General features: G+C 71.9%; 25 protein-coding genes and 1 tRNA gene. 14 read left to right on the forward strand and 12 right to left on the reverse strand.

What is annotated here, in order from left to right:
* Positions 1-115 precede the first annotated feature (115 nt).
* The 3 genes from LFA75_RS02815 to ctaD form a co-directional block, all read right to left on the reverse strand.
* Complete coding sequence (locus tag LFA75_RS02815; protein ID WP_225232249.1) at positions 116-2,047, reverse strand: cytochrome c oxidase assembly protein; 1,932 nt, start codon at positions 2,045-2,047, stop codon at positions 116-118.
* Positions 2,048-2,217: 170 nt separating this feature from the next.
* A complete protein-coding gene (locus tag LFA75_RS02820) occupies positions 2,218-2,817 on the reverse strand; it encodes a copper resistance CopC family protein (protein ID WP_225232250.1) in 600 nt (199 codons plus the stop codon).
* A gap of 166 nt (positions 2,818-2,983) precedes the next feature.
* Positions 2,984-4,711 (reverse strand): aa3-type cytochrome oxidase subunit I, encoded by a 1,728-nt coding sequence (gene ctaD / locus LFA75_RS02825; protein WP_263639345.1) that lies wholly within the window; start codon positions 4,709-4,711, stop codon positions 2,984-2,986.
* A gap of 225 nt (positions 4,712-4,936) precedes the next feature.
* Here ctaD and LFA75_RS02830 point away from each other — a divergent pair, with 225 nt between their 5' ends.
* The 3 genes from LFA75_RS02830 to LFA75_RS02840 all read left to right on the forward strand — a co-directional run bounded on the left by LFA75_RS02830 (position 4,937) and on the right by LFA75_RS02840 (position 6,784).
* Positions 4,937-5,305, forward strand: a complete 369-nt coding sequence (locus LFA75_RS02830) for a BlaI/MecI/CopY family transcriptional regulator (RefSeq protein WP_225232252.1) — start codon at positions 4,937-4,939, stop codon at positions 5,303-5,305.
* Positions 5,302-6,261: a M56 family metallopeptidase gene (locus LFA75_RS02835; protein WP_225232253.1), complete on the forward strand. Its 960-nt coding sequence runs from the start codon at positions 5,302-5,304 to the stop codon at positions 6,259-6,261. Before LFA75_RS02830 ends, LFA75_RS02835 begins: the two co-directional genes overlap by 4 nt.
* A gap of 64 nt (positions 6,262-6,325) precedes the next feature.
* Positions 6,326-6,784 carry a plastocyanin/azurin family copper-binding protein gene (locus tag LFA75_RS02840; protein ID WP_225232254.1) on the forward strand — a complete coding sequence of 153 codons (459 nt, stop codon included), beginning with the start codon at positions 6,326-6,328 and terminating at the stop codon, positions 6,782-6,784.
* A 20-nt stretch (positions 6,785-6,804) separates the two neighbouring features.
* On the opposite strand, the gene LFA75_RS02845 is transcribed toward LFA75_RS02840, so the two are convergent.
* Complete coding sequence (locus LFA75_RS02845) at positions 6,805-7,401, reverse strand: M23 family metallopeptidase (RefSeq protein ID WP_225232255.1); 597 nt, start codon at positions 7,399-7,401, stop codon at positions 6,805-6,807.
* A gap of 624 nt (positions 7,402-8,025) precedes the next feature.
* On the opposite strand from LFA75_RS02845, the gene ccsB reads away from it, so the two are divergent.
* Entirely contained in the window at positions 8,026-9,066 is a 1,041-nt protein-coding gene (ccsB, locus tag LFA75_RS02850; RefSeq protein WP_225232256.1) for a c-type cytochrome biogenesis protein CcsB, read from the forward strand.
* 355 nt (positions 9,067-9,421) lie between these two features.
* Here the strand turns inward: ccsB and LFA75_RS02855 are convergent, their stop codons facing one another.
* The 4 genes from LFA75_RS02855 to LFA75_RS02870 are packed head-to-tail and all read right to left on the reverse strand — an operon-like array spanning position 9,422 to position 12,328.
* On the reverse strand, positions 9,422-10,309 hold the full coding sequence (locus tag LFA75_RS02855) for a cytochrome c biogenesis CcdA family protein (protein ID WP_225232257.1): 888 nt from the start codon (positions 10,307-10,309) through the stop codon (positions 9,422-9,424).
* On the reverse strand, positions 10,302-10,940 hold the full coding sequence (locus LFA75_RS02860; RefSeq protein WP_225232258.1) for a TlpA family protein disulfide reductase: 639 nt from the start codon (positions 10,938-10,940) through the stop codon (positions 10,302-10,304). The genes LFA75_RS02855 and LFA75_RS02860 overlap by 8 nt, the downstream gene beginning before the upstream one ends.
* A complete protein-coding gene (locus LFA75_RS02865) occupies positions 10,933-11,601 on the reverse strand; it encodes a vitamin K epoxide reductase family protein (RefSeq protein ID WP_225232259.1) in 669 nt (222 codons plus the stop codon). Before LFA75_RS02865 ends, LFA75_RS02860 begins: the two co-directional genes overlap by 8 nt.
* Before the next feature lie 4 nt (positions 11,602-11,605).
* Entirely contained in the window at positions 11,606-12,328 is a 723-nt protein-coding gene (locus tag LFA75_RS02870; protein WP_225232260.1) for a DsbA family protein, read from the reverse strand.
* A gap of 82 nt (positions 12,329-12,410) precedes the next feature.
* On the opposite strand from LFA75_RS02870, the gene LFA75_RS02875 reads away from it, so the two are divergent.
* The 7 genes from LFA75_RS02875 to LFA75_RS02905 all read left to right on the forward strand — a co-directional run bounded on the left by LFA75_RS02875 (position 12,411) and on the right by LFA75_RS02905 (position 18,131).
* Positions 12,411-12,830 (forward strand): ArsR/SmtB family transcription factor, encoded by a 420-nt coding sequence (locus tag LFA75_RS02875; RefSeq protein WP_225232261.1) that lies wholly within the window; start codon positions 12,411-12,413, stop codon positions 12,828-12,830.
* A gap of 169 nt (positions 12,831-12,999) precedes the next feature.
* The gene (locus LFA75_RS02880; protein WP_225232262.1) at positions 13,000-15,015 is read left to right on the forward strand and encodes a heavy metal translocating P-type ATPase; all 2,016 of its coding nucleotides are present in this window, start codon (positions 13,000-13,002) and stop codon (positions 15,013-15,015) included.
* Positions 15,012-15,596, forward strand: a complete 585-nt coding sequence (locus LFA75_RS02885; RefSeq protein WP_225232263.1) for a cadmium resistance transporter — start codon at positions 15,012-15,014, stop codon at positions 15,594-15,596. Before LFA75_RS02880 ends, LFA75_RS02885 begins: the two co-directional genes overlap by 4 nt.
* A gap of 29 nt (positions 15,597-15,625) precedes the next feature.
* Complete coding sequence (locus LFA75_RS02890) at positions 15,626-16,129, forward strand: signal peptidase II (protein WP_225232264.1); 504 nt, start codon at positions 15,626-15,628, stop codon at positions 16,127-16,129.
* A gap of 216 nt (positions 16,130-16,345) precedes the next feature.
* Positions 16,346-16,726: a hypothetical protein gene (locus LFA75_RS02895; protein WP_225232265.1), complete on the forward strand. Its 381-nt coding sequence runs from the start codon at positions 16,346-16,348 to the stop codon at positions 16,724-16,726.
* 309 nt (positions 16,727-17,035) lie between these two features.
* A complete protein-coding gene (locus LFA75_RS02900) occupies positions 17,036-17,707 on the forward strand; it encodes a DUF4396 domain-containing protein (protein ID WP_225232266.1) in 672 nt (223 codons plus the stop codon).
* Positions 17,708-17,831: 124 nt separating this feature from the next.
* Positions 17,832-18,131, forward strand: a complete 300-nt coding sequence (locus LFA75_RS02905) for a thioredoxin family protein (protein WP_225232267.1) — start codon at positions 17,832-17,834, stop codon at positions 18,129-18,131.
* Between the two features lie 610 nt (positions 18,132-18,741).
* Here the strand turns inward: LFA75_RS02905 and LFA75_RS02910 are convergent.
* Positions 18,742-19,239, reverse strand: a complete 498-nt coding sequence (locus LFA75_RS02910) for a hypothetical protein (RefSeq protein ID WP_225232268.1) — start codon at positions 19,237-19,239, stop codon at positions 18,742-18,744.
* Between the two features lie 290 nt (positions 19,240-19,529).
* Positions 19,530-21,056: a ParB/RepB/Spo0J family partition protein gene (locus tag LFA75_RS02915; protein WP_318250065.1), complete on the reverse strand. Its 1,527-nt coding sequence runs from the start codon at positions 21,054-21,056 to the stop codon at positions 19,530-19,532.
* A 424-nt stretch (positions 21,057-21,480) separates the two neighbouring features.
* On the opposite strand from LFA75_RS02915, the gene LFA75_RS02920 reads away from it, so the two are divergent.
* Both LFA75_RS02920 and LFA75_RS02925 read left to right on the forward strand, forming a co-directional pair.
* The gene (locus LFA75_RS02920; protein ID WP_225232269.1) at positions 21,481-22,524 is read left to right on the forward strand and encodes an IS110 family RNA-guided transposase; all 1,044 of its coding nucleotides are present in this window, start codon (positions 21,481-21,483) and stop codon (positions 22,522-22,524) included.
* 759 nt (positions 22,525-23,283) lie between these two features.
* Positions 23,284-23,475: a helix-turn-helix transcriptional regulator gene (locus tag LFA75_RS02925; protein ID WP_225232270.1), complete on the forward strand. Its 192-nt coding sequence runs from the start codon at positions 23,284-23,286 to the stop codon at positions 23,473-23,475.
* A gap of 22 nt (positions 23,476-23,497) precedes the next feature.
* Here the strand turns inward: LFA75_RS02925 and LFA75_RS02930 are convergent, their stop codons facing one another.
* Together LFA75_RS02930 and LFA75_RS02935 are read right to left on the reverse strand one after the other, a co-directional pair.
* Positions 23,498-24,727 carry a site-specific integrase gene (locus LFA75_RS02930; RefSeq protein ID WP_225232271.1) on the reverse strand — a complete coding sequence of 410 codons (1,230 nt, stop codon included), beginning with the start codon at positions 24,725-24,727 and terminating at the stop codon, positions 23,498-23,500.
* Positions 24,728-24,803: 76 nt separating this feature from the next.
* Positions 24,804-24,879 (reverse strand) — tRNA-Asn (locus LFA75_RS02935).
* 113 nt (positions 24,880-24,992) lie between these two features.
* On the opposite strand from LFA75_RS02935, the gene LFA75_RS02940 reads away from it, so the two are divergent.
* Positions 24,993-25,193 (forward strand): hypothetical protein, encoded by a 201-nt coding sequence (locus LFA75_RS02940; protein WP_225232272.1) that lies wholly within the window; start codon positions 24,993-24,995, stop codon positions 25,191-25,193.
* The last annotated feature ends 1 nt before the right edge of the window (position 25,194 follow it).

Consider the following 25,194-nt stretch of genomic DNA (forward strand, 5'->3'; position numbering starts at 1 on the left):
CCCAGGAAGGGTGCGCGGCCCACGCAGACCCCATACAAGCTACTACCTCATCTAGTAGACGTCACGGTGCGATCTCGCCCGTCGGGAGAAGACCGGGCGCGGGCCGCGGCCGGGGTCAGGGCAACTGGTCTCCGTCGGCACGCTCCAGCCGGTCGGCGGCCGGTCGGGCACCCGGGGCCGCCGGGGGCCGGGGCGCTCCCGCCCGCCGCGCCAGGGCGATCGCGGCGAGTGCAGCGCCCAGTCCACCGAGGAGGGCCAGGACGGCAGCTGCCCGTTGATCGCCGAGCTCTGGGCCTCGCCACGCGGGGTCGATCTCGGCCCACCAGGACGGTGCGAGGACACCGGGCCACAGCAGCAAGGCGGTCGAGGCCGCCATGTGGACGACGGCCCAGGTCAGGACGCCGCGCACCCGAACCGCACGGCGCAGTCCGGAGTCGAGCCAGGATCGAACGAGGACGACTCCCGCGGCGGTGGTGATCAGGACCGATACCACGTGGGCGCCGTGGGACCGCAGCGTCAGCTCCAGGACCGGCCCGGCCGCTCCCAGGTAGACCACGACGGCGAACACCACCAGGGCCGGGCCAGGCCGGCGGAGGGCCTGGGCGACCTGGCTGCCGGTGAGCGCCTCCACCCATTCAGCAGGGCCGCGGTGGTCATCGCCCCGGGGCGTCGAGGTGTGCGCTGGGGCGCCGAGATGCTCGGTGAGCAACCTCCCCGGTCCGGCCAGGACCAGCAGGGCCGGCCCGAGCAGGGCCAGCAGGGAGTACTGCGCCACGTGCGCGGGCATCCAGACCTGCGCGTAGCGGGCCAGCCCGCTGGTGGTGGCCAGCAGCAGCACCGCGGCGGCGGCGAGGAAGCTGACGGTGCGCCGCACCGGCCAGGGCGCACCGTGACGGATGCGGTGCCGGACCGCCCACAGGTAGGTCACGACGGCGGCTGCGACCAGGAGCGGGAACAGCGGGTCGGGGTAGGGCTCCCACAGCTGGGGCCACCACCGTCCGCGACCTGGGTCCGGGGGGAGGGCGAAACCGAGGGTGTCGAAGCTGCTGCCTTCTTCCTGCCCTGGCTGGTCGGTGGGCCGCGGGGTGGGGGTGCGCGACAGGGAGACCGCGACCCCGATCGTGGTCGCGAAGCCGAGCACTTCACCTGCGGCCAGCCGCCGGAACGCTGTTGGCTTGCCGTCCGCCAGCGCCGGGAGGGTGCGACGTCGGTGTTCCCACCCGATGACCCCGAGCACGATCAGTGCCACGGTCTTGGCCAGGACTTGGCGGCCGTAGTCGGTCCCGGTGAGATCGGACGGGCCCGACAGCCGGGTCGAGGCGGTGAGGACCCCGCTGACCGCGATCAGGGCGACCAGGAACGGCGCGGCCGCGCTGAACCGGGTGGCCGCGGCCTGCAGGGTGCCTGCGGGCACTCGGCGGATCAACAGGAGGGCGAGGACCCCCCCGGCCCAGGCCAGGACCCCGATGACGTGCAGGGCAAGGCCGGAGACCGCGGCTTGGTGACTGCCTGATCCGGCCGCGTGTCCGGTGAACACCGGCGGGAGGCCGGCCAGCAACGCCAGCAGCAGCAGCGCCAGGCTCCCGCCGGTGGTCAGCACTCTGCGGGCCCCGATCGCCACCGCCGCGGTGAGGACCGCGACGAGTGCCTGGGCTTGTCCCTGGGGGATGGTGGTCAGGAAGGACCACAGTCCTCGGCCGCTGACGACCTGCAGGTCGGTACCCAGGAAGTCTGCGAGCTGCACCGGGGCCGAGGCAGCCGCGCTCACCGCCCACAGTGCGGCCGGCCACGCCGACATCCGGGTCCATCGGTGACCGGCCACGCTCATCCGCCGATGGCCGGGGGCCAGCAAGGCTGCAGCGAGCAGGCAACCGACGGTCGCCACCGCGGCCAGGTCGGCGATGACCTTGACGGCGGGGATGGCCCACGTCACGGCGGCCGAGGCAGTCGGCAGACCGGGCAGCGCGACCGACGAGAGCGACCCGGACGACGCCAGGAGCAGCAGGGTGACACCGACGCCCAGCACCGCAGCCGCGGCCAGGAGCACGGCAGTCGCTGCGGGGCCGGTGACGGCGGCGGATCCCGGTCGGTCGGCCCCGGTGGGCGTGTGGGACCTCCTCGGTGCGACCGGCGACGGGTCCGGTCCGGCGTCGGCTGCCGGGCGGGCGGGACCGCCGGTTACCGGTGCGGTCGGGCTGGGCTCGTGGGGTGCTGGTGTCACGCCTGGCGACGGCGGAGGAGGACGGGGCCGCCGATCCCCAGCAGGGCGATCAGCGCGACGAGCCCGGCCACCACGCCACCGGAGATCCCGCCGTCGTCCTGAGCAGCTGCGGTCTCCACCGCCGACTCGGTGTCCGTTCCCTCGACCCCGCCGGACGGTGCGGCACTCGTGGGGGCTGCCGGGCCCTCGGAGGTGGTCGCGCTGCTCTCGCTGCTGGGCGCCGCTGCGGGTGCGTAGGTGAACCCGTAGGTGCCCTGGATCGTGTGCCCGTCGGCGGACACGATCCGGTAGGAGACCCCGTAGTCGCCGGCCGCGGTCATCGCCACCGGTTGGGAGACGACATCACCGTCCACGGTGGGGTCGGCGGTGACGACGTCGGCACCGGCGGCATCCAGGACGGCGATCTGGGCGAACCCGGGCTGCACTCCGTCGGAGAACGTGAGCTCGAGGGTGTCGGGCAGCTGGGTGACCGTGCTGTCGACGGCCGGGGTGGCCGATTCCAGGTCGCTGTGCGCCTGGGCGGGACCGCCGGTGAGCACTGCTGCGACCGCTGCTGCGGCGATCACCAGCACGCGGTGCCGCAGTGGGCTGCCCATCGGCGTGCGGCGGGACCTCTGCCGGTGACGACGGGCATGTGGGGCGGTGGGGCTCGGGTACACGGAGGAACTCCTGAGTGGGTGACTGCGCACGGCTGGGAGCGCGCCGAGCTGTGCGTCTTCCACCATGGTGGTCGTCGGTGGTGCCGGTGTGGTTCCCAGCTGCTCAGGTGGGGTCGGGGTCGTTGGGGCCGGCGCGCTTGCCGGTGCCCTCGAGGACTTCGCTGGCGTAGGTGCCGTGCTTCCCGCCGGCGTGGGCCTCGCGGTCCAGGCGGTCCCGCAGGTGGGGGTAGTGCAGCTCGAAGGCGGGGCGTTCGGAGCGGATGCGGGGGATCTCGGTGAAGTTGTGCCGCGGCGGGGGGGACGACGTGGCCCACTCCAGGGAGTTGCCGTGGCCCCAGGGGTCATCGCGCAGGGCGAGTTGGCCGTACTTCCAGGACTTCACCACGTTGTACAGGAACGGGATGGTGGAGGCCCCGAGGATGAAGGACCCGATCGTGGAGATCGTGTTCAGCGTGGTGAACCCGTCGGTGGGCAGGTAGTCGGCGTAGCGGCGGGGCATGCCCTGGTTGCCCAGCCAGTGCTGGACCAAGAACGTGGTGTGGAACCCGATGAACGTCAACCAGAAGTGCACCTTGCCCAACCGCTCATCCATCATCCGCCCGCACATCTTGGGGAACCAGAAGTAGATGCCGCCGTAGGCGGCGAACACCACCGTCCCGAACACCACGTAGTGGAAGTGGGCGACCACGAAGTAGGAATCGTTGAGCTGCCAGTCCAGCGGCGGGGACGCCAGCAGCACCCCGGTCAACCCACCCAGCAAGAAGGTGACCAGGAACCCCATCGCAAACAGCATCGGGGTCTCGAACGTCAACTGCCCGCGCCACATGGTGCCGATCCAGTTGAAGAACTTGATCCCGGTCGGCACGGCGATCAGGTAGGTCAAGAAGCTGAAGAACGGCAGCAGCACCGCCCCGGTGGCGTACATGTGGTGCGCCCACACCGTCAACGACAACGCCCCGATCCCGATGATCGCGAACACCATGCCCTTGTAGCCGAACAACGGCTTGCGGGCGAACACCGGGATGATCTCGGAGATGATCCCGAAGAACGGCAACGCGATGATGTAGACCTCGGGATGGCCGAAGAACCAGAACAGGTGCTGCCACAGCATCGGCCCACCGTTGGCCGCGGAGAACACCAACGCACCCAGGTGCCGGTCGGCCAGCAACGCCAACAACGCCGCAGTCAGGATCGGGAACGCCAACAAGATCAAGATGCTGGTGACCAGCGAGGACCACCCGAAGATCGACATCCGGAACATCGTCATCCCCGGCGCCCGCAGACACACGATCGTGGTGATGAAGTTGACCGCACCCAAGATCGTGCCCAGACCACTGACGGCCAGCCCGGCGATCCACAGATCAGCCCCGGCACCGGGTGAGTTCGTCACATCCGACAACGGCGAATAGGCATACCACCCGAAGTCCGCAGCACCACCAGGGGTGGCGAACCCCGAGATCATGATCAACCCGCCGAACAGGAACAACCAGAACGAGAACGCGTTCAACCGCGGGAACGCCACATCCGGGGCACCCAGCTGCAACGGCAGGATCAAGTTCGCGAACGCGAAGAACAACGGCGTCGCGAAGAACAACAACATCACCGTGCCGTGCATGGTGAACAACTGGTTGTACTGCTCGTTGGACAAGTACTGCAACCCCGGCCGGGCCAGCTCACCACGCATCAACATGGCCATCAGGCCACCGACCATGAACCACGTGAACGACACAGCCAGGTACATCAAGCCGATCGTCTTGTGATCAGTGGTCCGCAGCAGCATCGACAGCCGCGAACCCTTCTCGGCCACGTGCACCGGACTGGGACGGCTCACGATCGGAGCGGGGGCGATGGTCACCGGACCTCTTCCTCGGACGTACGGGCCGGCGGTCCGGGGACCGCCCCTCTGACTGCTACGGCACGTAGTAGATGATGGCACGACGAGCGGGTGCCGGGGCGACCCACCGTCGGCACCGTCCCGGCACACTGTGGGGACCACTGGACCCACCAGACCCCGCAGCCCGCTGCCGCGGACGACATCGAGCCGAGGAGGACGACGGTGGTCAGACCCTTCGGCGACCTGGAAGCCGCGGTCATGCAGGTGCTCTGGGACGGCGCCCAGCCGGCCACCGTGCGTGATGTGCTGCGCCGACTGCAGACACCCAAGCCGCTCGCCTACACGACCGTGATGACCGTGTTGGACAACCTGCACCGCAAGGGCGAGGTCGTCCGCGAGATGGACGGACGCGCCTGGAGCTACGCCCCGGTGCGCTCGCGGGCCCAGCACTCGGCGGCCCTGCTCCAGGACGTCCTGCAGCACGCCGGCGATCCGCAGGCGGTGCTGATGCACTTCGTGGCCGATCTGGGCCCCGACGAGGTCAGCCAGCTCCAGCAGGCCGTGCAGGCTGCGCAACGGTCGGCCCCGTGACCGCGACCTGGATCCTGGTCGCGCTGGGCGTGACCCTGCTGGCCCTCGGCCCGCGCCTCCGGGGCACCGCCTGGATGGACAACTCACCGCGCCTGGGCATCGCCATGTGGCAGGCGCTGTGCCTGTCGGCGGTGGCCGTGCCCGTGTTGATCGGGCTGACCCTGCTGATCCCGGCGACGGCCTGGGTGGCCGGCCTGGCGGCTCTGGTGCAGGCATGCGCCCTGAGCCTGCAGCAGGCCTACGGGTTCCACGGCGACGCCCTGGAATCGATGCTCGGCGTCGTGCTGGTCGGCACGGTCGTGGTGTGGACAGCCACCCGGTTCGCCCAGGACGCCTGCGGCACCCACCGCGAGCGGGACCGGGTACGCCGCTCGGTGGCCAAGGTGAGCACTGCGCACCCGACGTTGGACATGCACGTCGTGGACTCCCCGACGGCTGCGGCGTTCTGCATCCCCGGTCGCTCGTCCCGTGTCCTGGTGACCGCCGGTGCCATCGCGGCGTTGAGCCCGGAGGAGCTCGACGGCGTGCTGGCCCACGAGCGCGCCCACCTCCGTGCACACCACCACCTGGCGGTGTCGGTGGCCGGGTCACTGTCCCGCGCCTTCCCCTGGGTGGGCCTGTTCGCGACCGCGGCGACCCAGACTGCGCGGTTGGTGGAGCTGGCCGCCGACGACAGCGCTGCACGGACGGTCCCCCGGGTCGTCGTCGCCTCGGCCATCGTGCGGCTCGCGGAGATGCGGGCACCGGCCCCTGCCCTGGCCATGGCCGATTGCTCGACGCCGGGGGTGACGGTCACCCGGGTGGGCCGGATGCTCAGCCCGGGCCGGCCGTTGCGGAGCAGCCGTCTGGGTCTGGTGATCAGCGCGCTGGTCCTGGTGCTGAGCACACCGGTGGCCGTGGCCGTGGCTCCGGCGGCAGCCGCAGCCATCACACACCTGTGCAGCGGGGTCAGCTGAACCATCAACTGCACCCTGTCCTACTGTGGCTAGTAGCAGGGAGACCGGTGGAGAGGGGTTGGTGGTGAGCCGCACGGTGCTGACCCGACGGTCCTGGTTGGCTGCGGTGGCGCTGGGTGCGTTGACCCCGGCACTGGGGGCGTGCTCTGGTGGCGCGGACCGCTCGGCGGGCTCCCAGGCCGGTGGCCGGACGACCCGGTCCGCGGCCGTGAGCACCGCCCCCGACGGCACGCAGGACGTGGTGGTGACCGTCGGGGACGACTACGTGTTCCTGCCCGATGCCTTCACGGTGTCCCCCGGACCGGTGCGTCTGACCCTGGTCAGCCAGGCCGCCCAGCTCACGCACAACTTCGTGTTCAGCCCCGGGCAAGGTCCTCGGACCATCACCGAGCAGATCCCGATCGTGGCGCCCGGTGACGAGGCGACCATGGAGTTCACGGTCACCGACCCGGGCGAGTACGGGTACGAGTGCTCCTTCCACGCGGCCCTGGGCCAGGTCGGCGTGATGACGGTCGCTGGATGAGCCCCCGGACAGCCGGCCCGTCAGGCAGGTAGGTCGACTCCGCGCTCGGCCAGCCACGAGGCGGGGTCGAGTCGGGGTCCGTTCATACCCCCTTCGTGCACCTCGAAGTGCAGGTGCGGGCCGGTGGACTGGCCGCGGTTGCCCACCAGGGCGATGGGATCTCCGGCCTCGACGACGTCGCCGGCCTGCACCTGGATGGAGTCCATGTGCCCGTAGACGGTCACATCTCCGTTGTCGTGCTGGATGTAGACCGCCAGACCGAATCCGCTGGCCGGACCCGCGCGCAGCACGACACCGTCCGCGGCGGCGACCTCCTGGGTGAGCATGGGGGCAGCGAAGTCCAGTCCGTAGTGCCTGGTTCCCCACCGCGGCCCGTAGCCGCTGGTCAGTCGCCCCTGCACCGGCAGGACGGCCTGGTTGGCCGCCTCGGCTCGGGCTGCCCGGGACGCCGCGACGGCCTGCAGCCGAGCGGCTGCTTCGGATTCGCTGATCTGCACCCTGGCGTCGGCAGGCGCTTCCTCGTCGACGTGGGCGAGGGCGCCGGCGGCAGCACTGACGTCCTGGACCTGGGCTGGGCGCCCCCCCGCGCCGGCGCCCAGGGTCAGGTTGGCGACCACCGCCCCGGCGACGACGGCGACGAGCAGTCCTGCTGCCCGGTGGCCGGCCGGCGGCCGCAGACCGGTCCCGCGGCGGCGACCGGTCCCCGTTGCCCGACCAACCCCACGGGAGCTCCCACCCTCGGCGCTGGGCCGTGCGGGCGCACTGGCGTCACCGATCGTCATCCCGCCACTCCCCACGTCCATCTACGATGTAGGTTAGGAGACTAGGGCCGGCGAGGCCCCGGGACGCGCAGCTGGAGCTCGACACGCCATAGGACGGAGGTGCCGGGGTATGTCGACGGTCCACGGACCTGTGGTCCTCGGTGGTGGGTGGACCGGCGCCGCTGTCGTCGGTGCGCCACGGACGGGGCTGTCCGCGGTCGGCGCCGCCCACGGGTCGGTCGAGGCCCGGTCGGAGCTGTTCGCTCCCCGGGCGTCCGACGGCGAGGTCGCGCTGGATGGCGGCACCGCCACCGCTGCCCGCCTCGGTCCGGCGCCGGAGTACGTGCCGAGCGCCCTGGGGATCGGCGCGGCGATCTGGTCGGCGGTGCGCCGACGCAGGGGAGCACCTGTCGGTGTCCCCACCACCCCTGGTTCTGCGATGACCACCGGATCCCACCCTCCCGAGGAGATGACCACCCTGTGACCACCGAAGCCCTGGCCGAGCTGTCCGATCAGCTGTTCACCACCGCCGTCGCGGCCTATGCGTTGGCCGCGCTGGCCTTCGCAGCCGAGCTGGCCTTCGGTCGGCGGAGTGCCGCGGTCGCCGTGGCGGTGACCAGCGGGCACGCAGGCGCCCCCACGGCGGCGGCGGTCGCCGCGCGCTCGCTGACCGCGACGGCGCTCACCGCCACCCCACCGGCACCTGGCAGCGGCCCCGCTGGCGTGGCCGGGGTCGGTGACCCGCGGGACGAGCCGGCCTCGACCCGCCGGCGATGGGCCTGGAGCACCCTGGGTCTGGCGCTGAGCGGCCTGGGCGCGGTCCTGCAGTTCGGGGTGCTGGCGCTCCGCGGGTTCGGCACCGGCCGGGCGCCGTGGGGCAACATGTACGAGTTCGGGACCGCGGCGGTGCTGATCGGTGTGCTGGCCTACCTCGTGACGGCGCTGCGGGTGCCGGTGATGCGGCACATCGGTCTGTTCGTCATCGGGCCGGTGGTGGTCAGCCTCGTGCTCATCGGGTTCTTCCTGTATGCCGAGGCCGGCCCGCTGATCGCCGCCCTGCGGTCGGACTGGCTGATCGTCCACGTCTCGGCAGCGATCTTGTCCTTCGGCGTCTTCCTGGTCAGTGCGACGGCCAGTGCGCTGTTCCTGGTGCAGCGTCGACAGGAGAGCCGCCCGCGGTCGACCCCGGGGCTGTGGGATCGGCTGCCGTCGGCGGTGGCGTTGGATCGCGTGGCGCACCGCGCCGCGGTGTTCGCCTTCCCCATCTGGACGTTCGCGGTGGTCGCCGGCGCGATCTGGGCGGAGAGCGCCTGGGGTCGGTTCTGGGGATGGGACCCGAAGGAGACGTGGGCGTTCATCTCCTGGGTGGCCTACGCGGCCTACCTGCACGCCCGCAGCACTGCGGGGTGGCGTGGAGCTCCTGCGGCGTGGATCAACCTGGTCGGGTTCGGCTCCCTGGTGTTCAACCTGCTGTTCGTGAACCTCGTCTCCACCGGTTTGCACTCCTACGGCGGTGTCTGAGGGGATCCCCGGCCGCCGCCGGCGGCGGGAGCTACGGCCGTAGTGGGCCGTAGTGGGCCGTAGTGGACCGTCGCGGGCGGTGTCGTGATGGGGTCGGTGCGCAGGTGGGGTCGGGGCGACGACCGGGTGGCTGGTGGGTCTCGTGCTGGGCCACCAGCGCTCGGTGCCGGTGCAGACCTGACCGTCGCCGACGGGGTGCACCCTGGACCGCGGGCACGGCGGCCCGACGGGCATACCCGGCGGACCACCGGCAGGGCAGCCAGGTCCCGGGTGCTCCCGGCCCCCCGAGCCCGCCGGGGGCGTCGTCTGTGCGGTTGGTCCCACGGGGTCCCGGCAGCGAGGGGCCGGAGGTCCATCAGACGACCGAGGTGCCCAGTCCCGTCGTGGCCAACCACGCGCGGGCCCAGATCATGAGCGCGTCCCAGGTGCCGGTGACCATCAGGAGGCCCAGGGTGATGAGCACCATGCCTCCGACCCGGCTGACGGTGCGGGCGTGCGCGCGGGCGAACCGGGACAGCGTCAGCGCCCGGCGGGCCCCGGTGGCGATGAACAGGAACGGCACACCCAACCCGAGGCAGTAGGCCAGTGCGAGGATCGCACCGCGGGTGGCGGAGGCTTCGCTGTAGGCCAGCGCGTTGACCGCGGACAGGGTGGGGCCCAGGCAGGGGGTCCACCCCAGGCCGAAGACCATGCCCAGCAGTGGCGCGCCGGCCAACCCGGCCGGCGGCCGGCGGTGCACGCGGCGTTCACGTTGCAGCCAGCTCAGCCCACCCAGGAACGCCAGTCCCATGACGACGGTGACCGCGCCCATCACCCGGGTGATGACCGGCGCCCACTCGAGCAGCAGGCGCCCCAGCCCGCCGAAGGCGGCCCCGAAGGACATGAACACGACCGTGAAGCCGGCCACGAACAGCACTGCACCGGCGAGCACGCGGCCTCGACCGGTGGCCACCTGCGGCGGTGGTCGGTGGACCGGGGGTGCGCCGGGAGCCCGTGCCCGCCCGGCCGGCCCCGCCGCCGCGACCGGCACCGAGGTGGTCACCGAGGGCGCATCGGCCTGGGAGGCGGCCGCGGCGGTCTGGGTGCCGCTGAGGCCGGCGACGTAGCCCAGGTAGCCCGGGACCAGTGGCAGCACGCACGGGGAGGCGAAGCTGATCAGGCCGACCAGTGCGGCCACGGCGATGGCGATGACCAGGGACCCGTCGGTGATCAGTCCGGCGAAGAGGTCGCCGAGGTCAGTCATCGGGCGGACTCGTCGTGGGCGTGCCCGAGGGGTCCTCGGCCAGCAGCTCCTGCAGGATCGCGCGGAGGTCTTCCTCGGCGACCGCGCTCACGTAGACGCCGGCCACGCGGTTGTCCCGATCGATGAGGATCGTGGTGGGGACGACGTTGGCGGGGAATCCGCGGAAGGTCAGCGCGATCTCCCCGGAGGGGTCGAACAGCGACGGGTAGGTGATCGCGAAGTCGTCGGTGAAGGCCTGGGCGAGCTGGCGTTGGTCGCGGACGGCGACACCCAGGAAGGACACCCCGGCGTCGGCGACATCGGTCGAGACGGCCTGGAACTCGGGGGACTCCACCCGGCAGGGAGCGCACCAGGAGCCCCAGAAGTTGACCACGACGATCTGCTCGGCCAGCGAGCTCGACGCGAAATCGCTGCCGTCGAGGAGTTCGCCGGCGAAGGCGGGCGCGGTCTGCCGGGACTCGGCGGGGATCAGCTCCCCGGCGGGGGTGGCCGCGGTGAAGTCGAAGTCGCCGCCCCCTCCCCCGGAGCTGGGGATCCCCCCGTCGGTGGAGCAGCCGGCAACCGCCAGCGCAGCGACCGCTGCCAGCCCGGTCTTCAAGACCGTCCGACGGGTGGCTCGGGACTCAGCCAAGGGTGGTCCTCCAGAAGGTCCAGAACCGCACCGCGATGAGCGTGGCGATGCCGAGCAGCCACACGGTGACCACGACGGTCTGACGCCGGTGCAGGACGGCGATCACCGGTCGGGCGGCTGGGGGTAGGCGATGGGCGGTGGCGGTGAGGTTGCGCGCGGTGACCGCGGTGAACAGTGCGATGACCACGACCCACACGACCATGCAGTAGGGGCACAGCGCCCCGATGCGGTACAGGCTGGCTTGGACCAGCCAGTGCACGAACACCACGCCGGCGCTCACCCCGACCTGCAGGCCGGCCCAGAACCAGCTCGGCAGGCGTGCGCCGCCGGCCAGGGCGGCGCCGGCCACGAGGACGGTCGTGAAGCCGACGAGCCCCAGCAGTGGATTGGGGAATCCGAACGCGTCGGCTTGTGGACTGCCCATCACCGACCCGCAGGACAGCACCGGGTTGATGCTGCAGGTGGGCACGTAGCTGGCCTCGGTGAGCAGGCGGAACTTCTCCACGGCCAGCACGAACGCCGCCAGCAGGCCCAGCGCACCACCGACGACGAGGCCGGCCCCCAGCCGCCGGTCTCCCCCGGAGGTGTGCAGTGGGGGCCTGTCGGGCTGGTCGCGGGCCGGCGCTGGGCGGGCGTCCGGGGTGCCGGTCGAGGTCGTCACCGGATCACTCGTCGACGGCGGCGGCGACGGCGTCGATCAGCTCCTGGGCCGAGGCGACGGTCAGCTGCTCCCCGTCGAGGAAGAACGTGGGTGTGCCCTGCACGCCGAGCGCCAGACCGTCGTCCCGGTCAGCCAGGACGCGGTCGAGCGTGGCGGGGTCGGCGACGGCGTCGTCGTAGGCGTCCATGTCCAGACCCAGGTCGCTGGCGAACTCGCGGAACAACGGGGCTCGCGAGGTCTGCTGCTCACCCCACTGCGGCTGGGTCTCGTACATCCGCTGGTACATGGCCTCGAACTGGCCCTGCTGCGCTGCGGCTTCCACGGCGACGGCTGCGTTCTGGGCGTTGAAGTGCCCCTCGACCGGGAAGTACCGGGCGACGAAGGTGACCTGACCGGCGTAGTCCGCACGCAGCTGCTCCACCACCGGGTAGGCCGCCAGGCAGGACTCGCACTCGAAGTCCAGGAACTCCACCAGGGTGACGTCGCCGCTGGTGGCGGTGTCCAGCCGGTGGCTGTCCGCGCGGACGACGCGACTGTCGGCGTCGGCGGACGATGTGTCTGGTCCGCTGCCGAAGATGAGCAGTGCACCGGTGACGACGGCTGCGAAGACGGCTACCAGCAGGACCGAGATCTTCGTGTTGGACCGCAGGGTGACTCCTCCATCGGGAACGGCCGTGTGCCACGGCCCGGGCTCTACTATGCAGGTTAGGAAATCCCCGATCAACACCCACGTTCCAACAGACGTTGTTCTGTTGTAGCGTGCCGTGCATCCGGTCCGTCCTCCTCGGACCCGTCGAGAGGATCTGCCGATGACCGCGGACCACTGCGATCTGCTGTGCATCGACCTCCCCCACGCCGAAGCCGTGCGGGCCGGGCTCCCTGGTGCGGAGCAGACCGAGGGCCCGGCGCTGCGCTTCAAGGCCCTGTCCGACCCCCAGCGCCTGCGGATCGCCGCAGCGCTGCAGGTCGGCGGGGAGTTGTGCGTGTGCGATCTGGCCTGGATCGCCGGGGCCAGCCAGAACCTGGTGTCCCACCACGTGCGGGTGCTGCGCACCGCAGGGCTGGCCGCCTCCCGCAAGGACGGCAAGTTGACGATGTACCGGCTGACCGACACCGGGCGCCAGTTGCTCGCCCTGGCCGGGCTGGGCGGCGGCGATGGGTCGCCGGCGAGCTCGTCGGCCGCCGGGTTCGCATCGTCCACGGCGCGCGGGCAGGTGTCCGGTGTCTGATCCGTGCTGCGGTGGCCCCGGCGAGCAGCCGACAGGCGGGTCCGCGCGACCTGGCGCGGCCGACACGGTCTGTGGTTCCGCCGCTCCCTCGTCGACGGTGCTGCCGGTGGAGGCCGGCTGCGGTGCCGACTGCGGGTGCTGCTCCCCCACACCTGACACCGGTCGGGCCGTGGTCGGCGTCGGGGACGGCTGCGGGGACCCGACGTGCTCCTCCCCGGCCAGCTCACCCGAGGAGCCCGCCCAGCCGCTGTGGCGCGCCCGGTCGGTGCAGCTGGCCGCTGCCGCCGGCGTGCTGTGGGCGGCGTCGATGATCACCGACTGGACCGGCGGGTCCACCGTGGTGTCGTGGGTGTTGGCGCTGGGCGCCGTCGCCGCCGGCGGGGCCACCTTCGTACCCGGCACGCTGCGTGCCCTGCGCCGCCGCCGGCTGGGCGTGGGCACCTTGATGACGGTGGCGATGGTCGGGGCGATCGCGCTGGGCGAGGTACGCGAGGCCGCGATGCTGGCATTCTTGTTCTCCCTGGCCGAGGCACTCGAGGACTACGCCGTGGACCGCACCCGGCGGGGACTGCGGTCCCTGCTGGACCTGGTGCCCACCCGCGCCACCGTCCTGCGCCCGGGGCCCACCGGGGTCGCGGAGTCCGAGGTGGATCCGGTCGACCTGCGGGTCGGGGATGTGCTGGTCGTCCGGCCCGGGGAACGGTTGGCCACCGACGGCACCGTGACCGAGGGCCGGTCGACCTTGGACACCTCGGCGGTGACCGGGGAGTCGGTGCCGGTGGAGGTGCAGCCCGGTACCGAGGTGTTCGCCGCCTCGGTCAACGGCGGTGGGGTCCTGCAGGTCACCGTCACCGCCACCGTCGCCGACAACTCCCTGGCACGCGTGGTGCACATCGTGGAGGAGGCCCAGGACCGCAAGGGCGCAGCCCAGCGCCTGGCCGCGCGCATCGCCGCACCGCTGGTGCCCGCGGTGTTCATCGTGGCCGCCGCGATCGCTGTCCTGGGTTCGGTGCTGGGCGACCCCGGGGTCTGGGTGGAGCGCGCCCTGGTCGTGTTGGTCGCTGCGTCCCCGTGCGCGTTCGCGATCGCCGTACCGGTCACCGTGGTCGCCGCCATCGGCGCAGCCACCCGTCAGGGCGTGCTGGTCAAGGGCGGTGCGGCCCTGGAGTCCCTGGGGTCGGTGCGCACCATCGCGCTGGACAAGACCGGCACCCTGACCCGCAACTCCCCCGCCGTCGTCGCCGTGCTGACCACCGACGGCCACGACGACGCCCAGGTTCTCCGTGTCGCCGCGGCGCTGGAGGCCCGCAGCGAACACCCTCTCGCCGCCGCCGTCCTGGCCACCTGGTCAGCCCAGCAGGGCCGGACTCCGGCCCCGGAGGCCATCGACGTGCAGGCGCTGGTCGGCCAGGGCCTCACCGGTCTGGTCGACGGGCGGCCAGCCAGGTTGGGCAAGCCCGGCTTCATCGACCCGGGGCCGCTCCAGGAGCAGGTCGGCGTCCACCAGGACGCCGGCGCCACCGTCGTCCTGGTCGAGCACGACGGGCAGCTGCTGGGTGCGCTGGGCATCCGGGACGAGCTGCGCCCCGAGGCGGCCGAGGTCATCACCCGCCTGACGTCGATGGGGGTGCGCACGGCGATGTTGACCGGCGACAACGCCCGCACCGCAGCGCACCTGGCCCGCGCCGCCGGCATCACCGAGGTGCACGCCGAACTGCGCCCCGAGGACAAGGCCACCTTGATCGACACCATGCGCGCCGGTCACCGGGGTGGGGTGGCGATGGTCGGGGACGGCATCAACGACGCCCCCGCGCTGGCCACCGCCGATGTCGGGATCGCCATGGGGGCCATGGGTGCTGACGTCGCGATCGAGACCGCCGACGTCGCCCTGATGGGTGAGAACCTGCACCAACTGCCCGCCACCCTGGCCCATGCCCGGCGAGCCCGCCGGATCATGCTGCAGAGCCTGGCCCTGTCCGCAGCGATCCTCGTCGTGCTGATCCCGCTGGCCGCACTGGGGGTCCTGTCCCTCGCAGCGGTGATCGTCACCCACGAGGTGGCGGAGGTCTTCGTGATCGCCAACGGGGTCCGGGCCGGCCGGACCCGTCCGGCCCGTCGAGGCCGTCCCGCCCAGACGGCTCCGGTCATCGACGAGCAGCGTGTGGGCGTCGGCGTGGGGTCATGAGTGTGCTGATCTCGGCGGCGCAGGCCCTCGGGTTGTTCCTGGTCACCAACATCGACGACATCATCGTGCTGTCGCTGTTCTTCGCCCGGGGAGCAGGCACCCGCCACCTCACCGCCAGGATCACCGCCGGGCAGTACCTCGGTTTCGGGGCGATCCTCGCGGTGTCCGTGCTCGTGGCCGCCGGTGCCTCCAGTTTCCTGCCCACCGAGGCCATCCCCTACTTCGGGCTCATCCCGCTGGCCCTGGGGCTGTGGGCGGCGTTCCGGGGCGGGGATGACGACGACGATGACGACGACCGGACCGTGGGGGTGTTGGCCGTCGCGGCGGTCACCTTCGCCAACGGCGGGGACAACATCGGCGTCTACGTCCCCGTCTTCCTCACCGTCGGCACCGCCGGGATCATCGCCTACTCGATCGTCTTCCTGCTGCTGGTCGGACTGCTGGTCCTGGCAGCCCGGTTCATCGCCACCCGCAAGCCCGTGGCGAGGGCGCTGGAACGCTCGGAGCGCGTGCTGTTCCCCCTGGTGCTGATCGGGCTGGGGATCGTGATCCTCGTCGAGGGCGGAGCATTCGGCCTGTGAACTCGACTCCCAGGCGACGGCTGGCCGTGGTGGCCGCGGCCGGCACGCTGCTCGGTGTCGACCTGGCCGCCAAGGCCGCGGTCGAGCGCTACCTCGCAGATGGTCAGACCATCGACCTGGGCCCGGTGGACCTGCGGCTGGGATACAACACCGGGGCCGCGTTCAGCATGGGCAACGGCCTCCCCACCTGGGTGCTCGTCGCGGTCACCGCCGCCATCACCCTGGCTGTGGCCGGCTATGCCTGGCGCACTGCTGGACGACCCAGCTCGCCTGCCGTGCTGCTGGTCGGGCTGACTGCCGTGCTGGCTGGTGCGCTGGGCAACCTCATCGACCGCGCCGGCGATGGCCGGGTCACTGACTACCTGTACACGGGCTGGTTCGCCACCTTCAACCTCGCGGACGTGTTCATCACCCTGGGCGCCATCACCGTGGCCGGCGTCAGCCTCCTGGCTGCCGATCCTGATCCCCAGTCCCACGCGACTGAGTCACGGCCGACCCCGGGCCCTGAGGGCCCCCGCACCCCCCTGCGGTGAGAAGTCCTCACCACTGCGAATTGCCGTCGTCGAGCGTGGAGGACGACTAGCCCGTCGGCGTCTTCGCTGCCCGGGGGCACAACCCCCAGGTGCAACCGGGGCCGGCGCCCGTTGTGCCTACCCTGTCCGGAAGCTCAGTCACATGGTGGAGGTGTCGTGCGAGCTCGCCTGCTGTGGACCCTCCTGCTGCTGGGCGCGGTCTTCGCCATGTAGGGCTTGAGCTGCTACACCGCCGACTGCGACATGACCGGCGCCTCGCCGTCCGCCTCGAGCATCATCGCCGCCGACACCGGTTCGACCATCGGGTCGATGGTCGAGGCCGTCGCCGCTGATGCCGCGATGCCGGGCATGGACGCCGACGCCGGAACCGATCAGCGCGACGGCCACGGTGTCACCGCGCACGCCCTGATGGTGTGCCTGGCGGTGCTGGTCGGCGGGGTCGGCGCGGGGCTGGCTGCCCTGGCCGCGCGCATGGCCCGGCGGCGGCTCCTGACCATCTGCGCCCGGTCCACGCGCTGCGTGCAGATCGCAGTCGGCCGCGCTGTGGCGTGCGCACCGGTTCCTGAGCTGAGTCGCTTGTGTGTGCTGAGGGTGTAGGCCGAACCACCTGACTCGATGGCCCGTCACAGCACGCGGGTAGGGCTCGCCCTGCTTTTCGTCGTGACCGGCCGATGCCGGTCGCGCCCTCCCCGGCCCCAATTGGGCCCGGAGGAGCCGGTCGCACACAGCGTGCGCGAAGACGTCGCAACGCGCTCCCGTCGCGACGCACCTCGAGTCGGAGCGTGCCTTCGCACCCGCCGTCCCACCTGCAGCCGCTGACCTCGATCGCGGGTACCTACGCCTGCGCCACCGCCGGGGCCCCGGGTGCACCTTCCCTGAACTCTCCTCGCACCACCCGAACCAAGGATGACGACAGACATGGACATGAACACCACGATGGGCGCCGGCTTGCCGGAGTGGCTGACGCCCGTGGCCTGGACCTTCGCCGCCCTGGCCCTGCTGAGCCTCGCGGTCATCGCAGCCGACATCTGGGCTCTCGGGCACCGCCACCGACCGGCACCCCCCGAGATCCCCTGGGTCGGTGCCGCCCTGTTCCTCGGCCCGGCCGCCCTCGTGCTCTACCGCCGCTACGGTCGCTCTTCCCACACCGACGCCCAGCCGACCCACATTCGACCGGTGATCGTCGACAGCCTGCCCGGCGGAACTGCCTCCGCCCTGGCCCACATGGTCGGCGTCCCGCTGGTCATCGCCTCCGGACTCACCATCGCCGGCATCGACCTCTGGGTCATGATCCTGGTCATCGCCGTGCTCGCCACAGCGCTGCTCACCGTCCACGAGCGCACCGCCACCGGTGCTTCCACTGCCACGGCGCTGGCTCGAGCAGCCCTCACCGTGGCCGCCTTCGACATCGGCATGGGCGGCTGGATGCTCCTGCTGCACTTCAACGACCTCATGCCCCCAGCCACCGACGTCCAGTTCTGGTTCCTCATGCAGATCGGCATCCTCGCCGGCCTGCTCACCGGCGCCCCGGTCGTAGCCCGGCTCCGCCGCTCCACCCGTCTCGCCCCGGCCGTCTAGGAACCACTCGCCCTCAGGCGGTGCACCGAACCTTCTGCACCGCCTGGGGATCCGAGGGCACACGTGTCGGCCATCCTGGGCCCACCACGCGGGTCGACCCGCACCACTGGTCCAGGAGGTCGATGTGAACATCACGCTGCAGTACTTCGACGGATGCCCCAACTGGCAGGTCGCTGACCGGCAGTTGCTGGAGGCCCTCGAGCTGGCCGGCCTCGGCGCTACGGCGGTGGACCGCCGGCTGGTCTCCACTCCCGAGGAAGCCGAGGCGGTCGGCTTCCGGGGCTCGCCGACGATGCTGATCAACGGCGTCGATCCGTTCGCCGACCCCGACGCACCCATCGGCCTGTCCTGCCGGGTCTACCGCACAGACGCCGGGCTGGCCGGATCTCCCACCGTCGAGCAGCTGCTGGCAGTGCTGAGGTGACGTCTTCAGCTCCTGACACCCAGCCAGAGCTCGTCACCTGCGGTTGCTGCGGCCGCGAGCGACCTCGCGCGCGAGTTCACTACCTGGGGGCAACGCCTGGTGTTGCCGTCTGCTGGCGCTGTGCGCTGTGGATGGGCATCCGCACCGTCCTCCGCCGGGGATGAGGCCGGACTTGCCCCCCGCCCCGGGCGCATCCCTCTGAAGGCGCCACCCCCTGGAGGCCCCAACGCCTCGGCCCGCTGATCCGGACACGGGTCTCTGACTGAGTTGTGAGCCAGCATCCGTGGGTGGACCTACCGGGTATCGGTCCGGGGTCGCCTGGCCAGCGATCGCTCAGCGGTGCTGCTGGGGCGGTCATCCTCGGGTGTCCGTGAAGGTGGTGCCAGCGGGGCGCCGGGTCACTCGGTGCTCGTCCATCCCGGCGGGCAGCGGTCCGCGACCGGCTCACAGCTCGCCGATCTCGCGCGACGACCGACCTCGGGCGGAGGGAGTGCCGACGAGGTCCACGCGCTTGGCCCGCAGCTACGTGCTGGACACGGTCCAGTCGGCGCAGTGACGGCCAACAGCGGCAGGGGGCGCAGCTGGGCCCGGGGCGGTCGAACGACGGCGGTCAGTCCCGGGCCGGCCAGGGCACCAGCGGCGGAAGAGGGTCGGAAACGAGGCCGTTGGGGTCGGTGTCGCGGTGGTCGTGGCTGCCGCCGGCGTGGGAGATGGCGGCCAGCAGGAGTTGCAGGTGGCGGCGGTCCAGGCCGGCGGCGGTGTCGCCGAGGTCGATGGGGTGGCCGTCGGCGATGGAGGCGGCCGCGCGCAGGATGCGCAGCTGGCCGCTGCTGCCCTCGATCCGACCGGCGGCGAGGGCGTCGTCGAGCTCGCTCCAGGTGATGGCGGCCCAGGCAATGCCGGGGACCTCCCCGGTGGGGGGCGCGGTGTCGTCGTCATCGGTCTCGATGGTGATCAGGTCGGCGGCAGCGAGGCTGGGCAGCCAGTGGCCGGCGTTGGCCAGCAGTAGGACGGCTGCCTCGGAGAAGAAGTCACCGACAGCGGCGCGCAACAGGGCGGATTCCAGGTCGACCCGGTCCAGGTCGATGGGGCGAGGGCTGAACAGCACGAGGTGCTCCTTGGTGGCTGGTGCCGGTCAGGTCGAGAGTGCCAGCCGGTTGGGGTGATGAGGGCTGCTCTCCCCGCGGTCGGGCAGCCCCGGGAGGCTGACGGGTCAGGTGACTCCGGACCACCTTGGACGCCAGCCACGCCGGGCGCACCCGCGGCCGGTTCGATGACCAGCGCCGGGTGCGCTCGCCCCTACTGACGGCCGCCCGCACCCGGTCTGCCCGTTGCTGACCTGCGGTGGGGCCGCACCCGCCGGGGCGCGCCCCCGCCGTGCTTGCCGATCGGTCAGGGTCAGTCGGTGCTGGGCTGGGGGTCCAGACAGCACGCGCGGCGCTCGACGTCGGCCAGGGCATAGCCCAGGCCCTGCAGGTGGGTGAGGTAGCGGCCGGTCGAGGCGCGCCGGCTGCGCCAGTCGTTGCGGTCGGTGCGCCCCTCGTAGGCGGCCAGCACCATCACCAGGGTCATCAGCAGCGCCCGGGCATCAGTGGCCTTGTCCACCACTGCGGCCAGCTCGACCGATCGGCCGTAGGCGCCGGAGGGCACGCCGAGGAGGTCGGCGGCCAGGTGGTTGCCGCCGACCTCGGCCAGCAGGTCGCCGTCCCGGGCCAGGGCGACCGCAACGAAGGTGGCGGTGCCCTTGGGGGCGCTCTTGCGGCAGGCAAGCCCCCGTAGCCACTCGCGGCGGACGGTCTCCGCACTCCCCCACGCCTTGTTGGACTCCACGACGTCACGGCGCTCGTCACGAGCCGCCTCGCGCTGGGCGTCGGTCATCTGGTCCACCGGGACGCGGTCGGCGGTGCCGCCGCCGCTGGTGCCCCAGGAGTCGCGGTGGCCGTGGGCTGCCGGGTCGGTGCGGACGAACACCGGCACCGCGCTCACCCGCCACTGGCGCTCCCCGACTCCCCTGGTGTCCTCCTCGTCGCCGTCGCTGCCGGGCTCGCCGTCAGGGGTGACCCACCCGTGCCGGTCGGCGACGTAGGCGGCGTGACCGGGGCACTCACGGTGGTCCTCGACGGTCGGACGCGCACCGTCGGCGTTGACCAGCCGGTGCACCGGCAGCGACAGGGTGTCGGTGGTGGGAGGGTCGATGACCCGCACGCCGGCTTCGCGCAGCTGGTCGGCTGCCGCGGCGCGGTCGGCGGCCGCGGTCCGCTCGTCGCGCAGCCGCTGGGCGACGTGATCGAACCGGCCATCGCGGGCAGCGACCACCAGGGCTTGGACGGCGTCGGGGTCGGTGTCGAACTCAGCCACCGTGGCGGCCTGGGCAAGGTCGAGAAAGTCGTAGCGGACGGTGGCCTTGCGGGCCAGCTCCGAGGCGGTGACGGCCAGGGCGGCGGTGACATCGGCCCTGCTCGCCCGGGTGCGGCGGGCGATCTGGGTCGGGCTGGTCCCGAACGCCGACAGCTGGCCGATGACATCGACCCGCTCGGCGTTGGACAAGCCGGCGCGGTGCTCGTTCTCCGCCCACTGGGTGACCAGGCGGTGCACGGTGCCGGCGTCGTCGCTGGTCTCGTCGGCGACCACGACGACGGGCACCGTTGCTCGGCCGGCTTCGATCGCGGCCAGGGTGCGCCGGTGCCCCATCCGCACCCGCACCTCTCCGTGTGCGGTGCGCACGGCGACGATCGGCACGAGTACGCCGTGCTCGGTCACGCTGGCGACCAGGTCGGTGTCGGCGGTGGTGGTGTGCCGGACGTTCAGGTCGACCAGCAGCGTGCGCGGGTCGACCTCGCGGAGCTCTGAGGCGCTGGTGGTCGGGTGACGTGGGGGCGTTGCGTGGTGGTCATGGCGGGCTCCTGCGGGTTGGTAGGACCGGATCGATCAAGATCAATTCTCGTTCGCCGAGGTGCCCTCAGGCGGTCCTAGCCATCACCTGTGGAAGCCGACGCCCAAGGCCCCACCTGTGGAAAACGGCAGGGCCAACTCACGCCCAAGCTCGAACCGAACCCGCCGTTTGCTGACCCGCCCATCCCGAACAGACCTCGACCGACACACCTCTTGCATCTGCGGTAATGAGGTGCCCCGTCACCCCGGCGGGGCGCTCGCGGGCGTCACCGGTGAGGCTCTACCTCTTGCTGCCTGCTGCGGTTGGGCATGGCTTCCGCAATGACTGCCCGCCGGTGACGTCCTCGGTGTTCGGGGCGGTCGACGCCTGATAGGAGCATGGGCACCCGCGGCCCGCAGATGCATGCGCTGCGCCCCGACACCGTCCTCGCGAGCCACCTCCCGCGAAGGAGCCGCTGTGCTCGCCGGCATCGACACCCACAAGGACACCCTGGCCGTGGCCGTCATCGACCCGGTCGGGCGGCCGCTGGTCGTGACCGACCTGGCCAACACCGAGGCCGGGTTCGACGAACTCGAAGCCCTGCTCGCCGAACATTCAGTCGACCGGGTCGGGATCGAGGGATCGGGCAACTACGGCCGCGGCGCCGCGATCCGGCTCGCGATGGCCGGCGGCATGCAGGTCGTGGAGGTGCCGCCCTCGCTGACTTCCAGGGAGCGGTCCAGCCGGCCCGGGCAGGGCAAGACCGACCCGGTGGACTGCCTGGCCATCGCCCGGATCACCGCCCGGGAGACCGACCTGCCACCGGTGCGCCTGGCCGTCGGGCAAGCCGCCGACCTCCGTGCACTGGCCGACTACCGCAACCAACTCGTCGCCGAACGCACCGCCCTGGCCAACCGCACCCACGCCGAACTGCACGGCCTGCTCCCCGGCTACCAGGTGACCGTGCCGCGACTGACCGCACCGACGTTCCTCACCGCCGCCACCGACCTGCTGCGGAGTGACACCCGGATCCGCGCTCAGCTCACCCTGCGGCGGCTGAGCCGCCTCACCGAGCTGACCGCCCAGATCAAGGAACTCACCGCCCTGATCACCACCACGATGGACACCATCGACACCGGACTCACCGACCTCTACGGAGTGGGCCCGGTCGGCGCGGCCACGATCCTCGGCGAGGTCGCCGACATCCGCCGCTACCGATCCCGGCACGCCTTCGCCGCCGCCAACGGCACCGCACCCATCCCCGCCTCCTCCGGGCGCACCAGCCGCCACCGACTTAACCGAGCCGGCAACCGCACCCTGAACCGGGTGCTCTACACGATGGCCATCACCCAGATCCGCGCCGATACCGAAGGACGGGCCTACTACCAGCGCAAACGCGCCGAAGGAAAGACCGGCCGCGAAGCCCTCCGCTGCCTCAAGCGCCGACTCTCCGACCTGATCTACACCACCATGCACGCCGACCTCGCCGAGCAGTCAACGCCCGCCACCACAGCGGCCTAAGACACCCAGCAGCGCAGCACCTCGCCGCGGTTGACACATAGGAGCTCATCCCGGGTGCCCGCACTCGTTGTGACAGGTGTGCCCGGCCGCGCTGCACCCGCCGGAGACGTGGTCAGCCCGCATGTCCGCCCGAGCGCCGCCGCCGCCGCGAACTCCCGCGCCGCCGACGAGCCAGGGAGCGCCCGGGACCCATCCGGGGCCTACCCGATCGCCGGATCATCGATCGTCCGGTTTTGTGCCGCCGGACCGTCGGTGCGCGGGCAGGGAGGACGTGCGGATGGTGCTCGGGACCCATCGCCCCGGGATCCCGTCGCCCGTGCACCGACGTGGTGTTCAGCGCTCTTCCGGCAGCGCTCGAGGTGCGGAGGCACCGGCTCGGTCCGGAGCAGTGTCACCCGGGGCCACCAAGGGGCAGCACGGCCAATTCCGCGGGCCGCCCGAGCGGGTACGACAGCGGACTGTTCGACGGCACGCCCCGTGGCCGGCATCGCCCTTGCGGTCCGCGACGTGAGGGCCGCCGGTGTCGGGGCAACAGCTCGGTGGGGCATCCACCGGCGCCGGTCTTCCCCATTCTGGAGCGCCGGACGACGTCACCCCGTGGTTGACCGGTGCCGTGGCTGCACCCATCTGCCAGGAGCCGGCGCACGTCACCCCGAGCCAGGCCGTCGATGTCCGCTCATGTCACCCCGGGCGCGCCCGTCAGTCACCAGGAGGCGACCAACGCCTGGACAGCTGTCCAACGCGCTGAGGAGGAGAGCCATGACCAGTCGACTGCTGACCACCGAGGACGTCGCTGCCCGGTTCCGCACGAGCCCGGCAACGGTTCGGTACTGGCGTCATGCCGGGATCGGACCGGCCGGGGTGAAGGTGGGCCGGCGGGTGCTCTACGAGGAGGTGGAGTGCGACCGGTGGTGGGAGGCCAAGCGGTCGGCCGCCCTGACCGTCTCCTGACCGGCGTCGGCTCCGGGGCCGTTCACCTGCCCAGCACGGTGGCGGCCTCGGCGCTGACGACGTGCCGGTCGAAGTAGACGTCCAGGGTCATCGAGGGGTTGGCGTGGCCCAGCTGGTCGGCGACCTGCCGCGGGGTGAACCCCGCTTCCTCGAGCCTCGTGGCCACCGTCTTGCGGAAGGTGTGGGAGGTGACCCTCGACCAAGGGCCCTCCTCGCACCGCACCGGTCGCGCGCCCGTCGTCGCCGGAGGTAGCAGTCCGGTCCCCCCGCAGGTGGCGCAGTCGAAGGAGTCCAGCAGCACCCGGAGGTCCCCGGAGACGTTGCTGGGGTCGCGGACCGTGCCGGCAACCGGGGAGGGGAACACCAGTCCACTGTCGGGGTGACGGGAGCCCGACAGCCGGCGGCGGGCCATGTCCTGCGCGAAGGCCGGGAGGGCCACCACCCGCCAGCCGGCGGCGGTCTTGGTCCGCGGCTGCACGACCAGCCCCTGCTTGGGCACCCGCACGACGGTGCCGGCGACCTCCCAGGTGCCGGTGTCCAGGTCCAGCAGGGTCTTCCCCTGCACCTTCCCGGCGCGCACGGCCAACGCCTCGCCGATCCGGGCACCGGTGGCCAGCATCCAGTCCACGACGTCGGGCAGGTCCAGGGCCTGCGCCCGCTCGCTGGTCGCGAACAGCTCGACCAGCCGTGCGGTGTCCTCGGGCGTCAGGGCTCGCGGGGCCTTCTTGGCAGTGCGGGTGACCCGGACGCCGGCGTCCCGGACCGGGTTGGCGGTGACGGCGCCGTCGACGATGGCCAGGGCGAACATGCCCGACAGGCAGGCTCGGGCGGTCTTGGCCGCACCCGGGCCGCTGGTGCCGGCGATCGCGGTGATCGCCCGCGCCACCCGGCCGGGGGTGACCTCGCGCAGGCAGAGCTCCCCCAGGGCCGGCAGCACCGAGGTCCGGATGATCGACCGGTAGGTGCGCTCGGTGCCGGTGGACCAGCCGTGGTCGGTGGCCAGCCACGCGTCGACCAGGGCGGTGACCCTGCTGCTGGCGGTGAGCAAGCCGGTGCCGTGCGGACCGCGGCGGGTGGTCAGCTCGGTCTTCAGTGCCCGCTCGGCGGCGGCCTTGCTGCGACCGGTCTTGGACACCAGCCGGGTGCGGCCGTCGAAGTCGCGGAACCGGGCGCGGGCCTGGACCTCACCGCCGGCCGTCGGGAAGAACCCGATCGTGCCGAACGTGCCCACCGGCAGTGGTGGTCGGCCCACCAGGCACCATCTCCTCATCGTTTTCGATGAGTAGATGATGCCTGGTGTCAGGCGCTGGACCTATACCTGCAGGTCATGGCTCCCCCGTCTGGACTCGAACCAGAAACCGTTCGATTAACAGTCGAATGCTCTGCCAATTGAGCTACGGGGGACCGCGTCGTGCGGTTGCCGAGATTACCCCACGAGCGGCCCGTCCCCTGGGGGCACCCCCGGGTGTGTCGGCCGGTAGCGTCGATCATCCCCAGCCACCCACCAGGAGGTCCCCGTGGCCAAGTTGTCCTTCCTCGCCGGCTTCGGTGCCGGCTACGTGCTCGGCGCCCGCGCCGGCCGTGACCGATACGAGCAGATCCGCCGCGCCTACGACCACGCCAAGGACGACCCGCGCCTGCAGTCGCTGGCCGGCACGCTGCGCGCCCAGGCCGACAACGCCGTCGCCGCCGCGAAGTCCGACCTGCGCGACCGCTGAG

The sequence above is a fragment of the Klenkia terrae genome, from assembly GCF_900491935.1.
Lineage (GTDB): Bacteria > Actinomycetota > Actinomycetes > Mycobacteriales > Geodermatophilaceae > Klenkia > Klenkia terrae.

What these genes read in the sequence shown, in the direction of transcription:
- LFA75_RS02925 (WP_225232270.1), top strand. Translation starts at nt 23,284, where the DNA reads ATGACCAGTCGACTGCTGACCACCGAGGACGTCGCTGCCCGGTTCCGC.
- LFA75_RS02855 (WP_225232257.1), bottom strand. Translation starts at nt 10,309, where the DNA reads ATGACTGACCTCGGCGACCTCTTCGCCGGACTGATCACCGACGGGTCC.
- LFA75_RS02875 (WP_225232261.1), top strand. Translation starts at nt 12,411, where the DNA reads ATGACCGCGGACCACTGCGATCTGCTGTGCATCGACCTCCCCCACGCC.
- LFA75_RS02885 (WP_225232263.1), top strand. Translation starts at nt 15,012, where the DNA reads ATGAGTGTGCTGATCTCGGCGGCGCAGGCCCTCGGGTTGTTCCTGGTC.
- LFA75_RS02820 (WP_225232250.1), bottom strand. Translation starts at nt 2,817, where the DNA reads ATGGGCAGCCCACTGCGGCACCGCGTGCTGGTGATCGCCGCAGCAGCG.
- LFA75_RS02900 (WP_225232266.1), top strand. Translation starts at nt 17,036, where the DNA reads ATGACGACAGACATGGACATGAACACCACGATGGGCGCCGGCTTGCCG.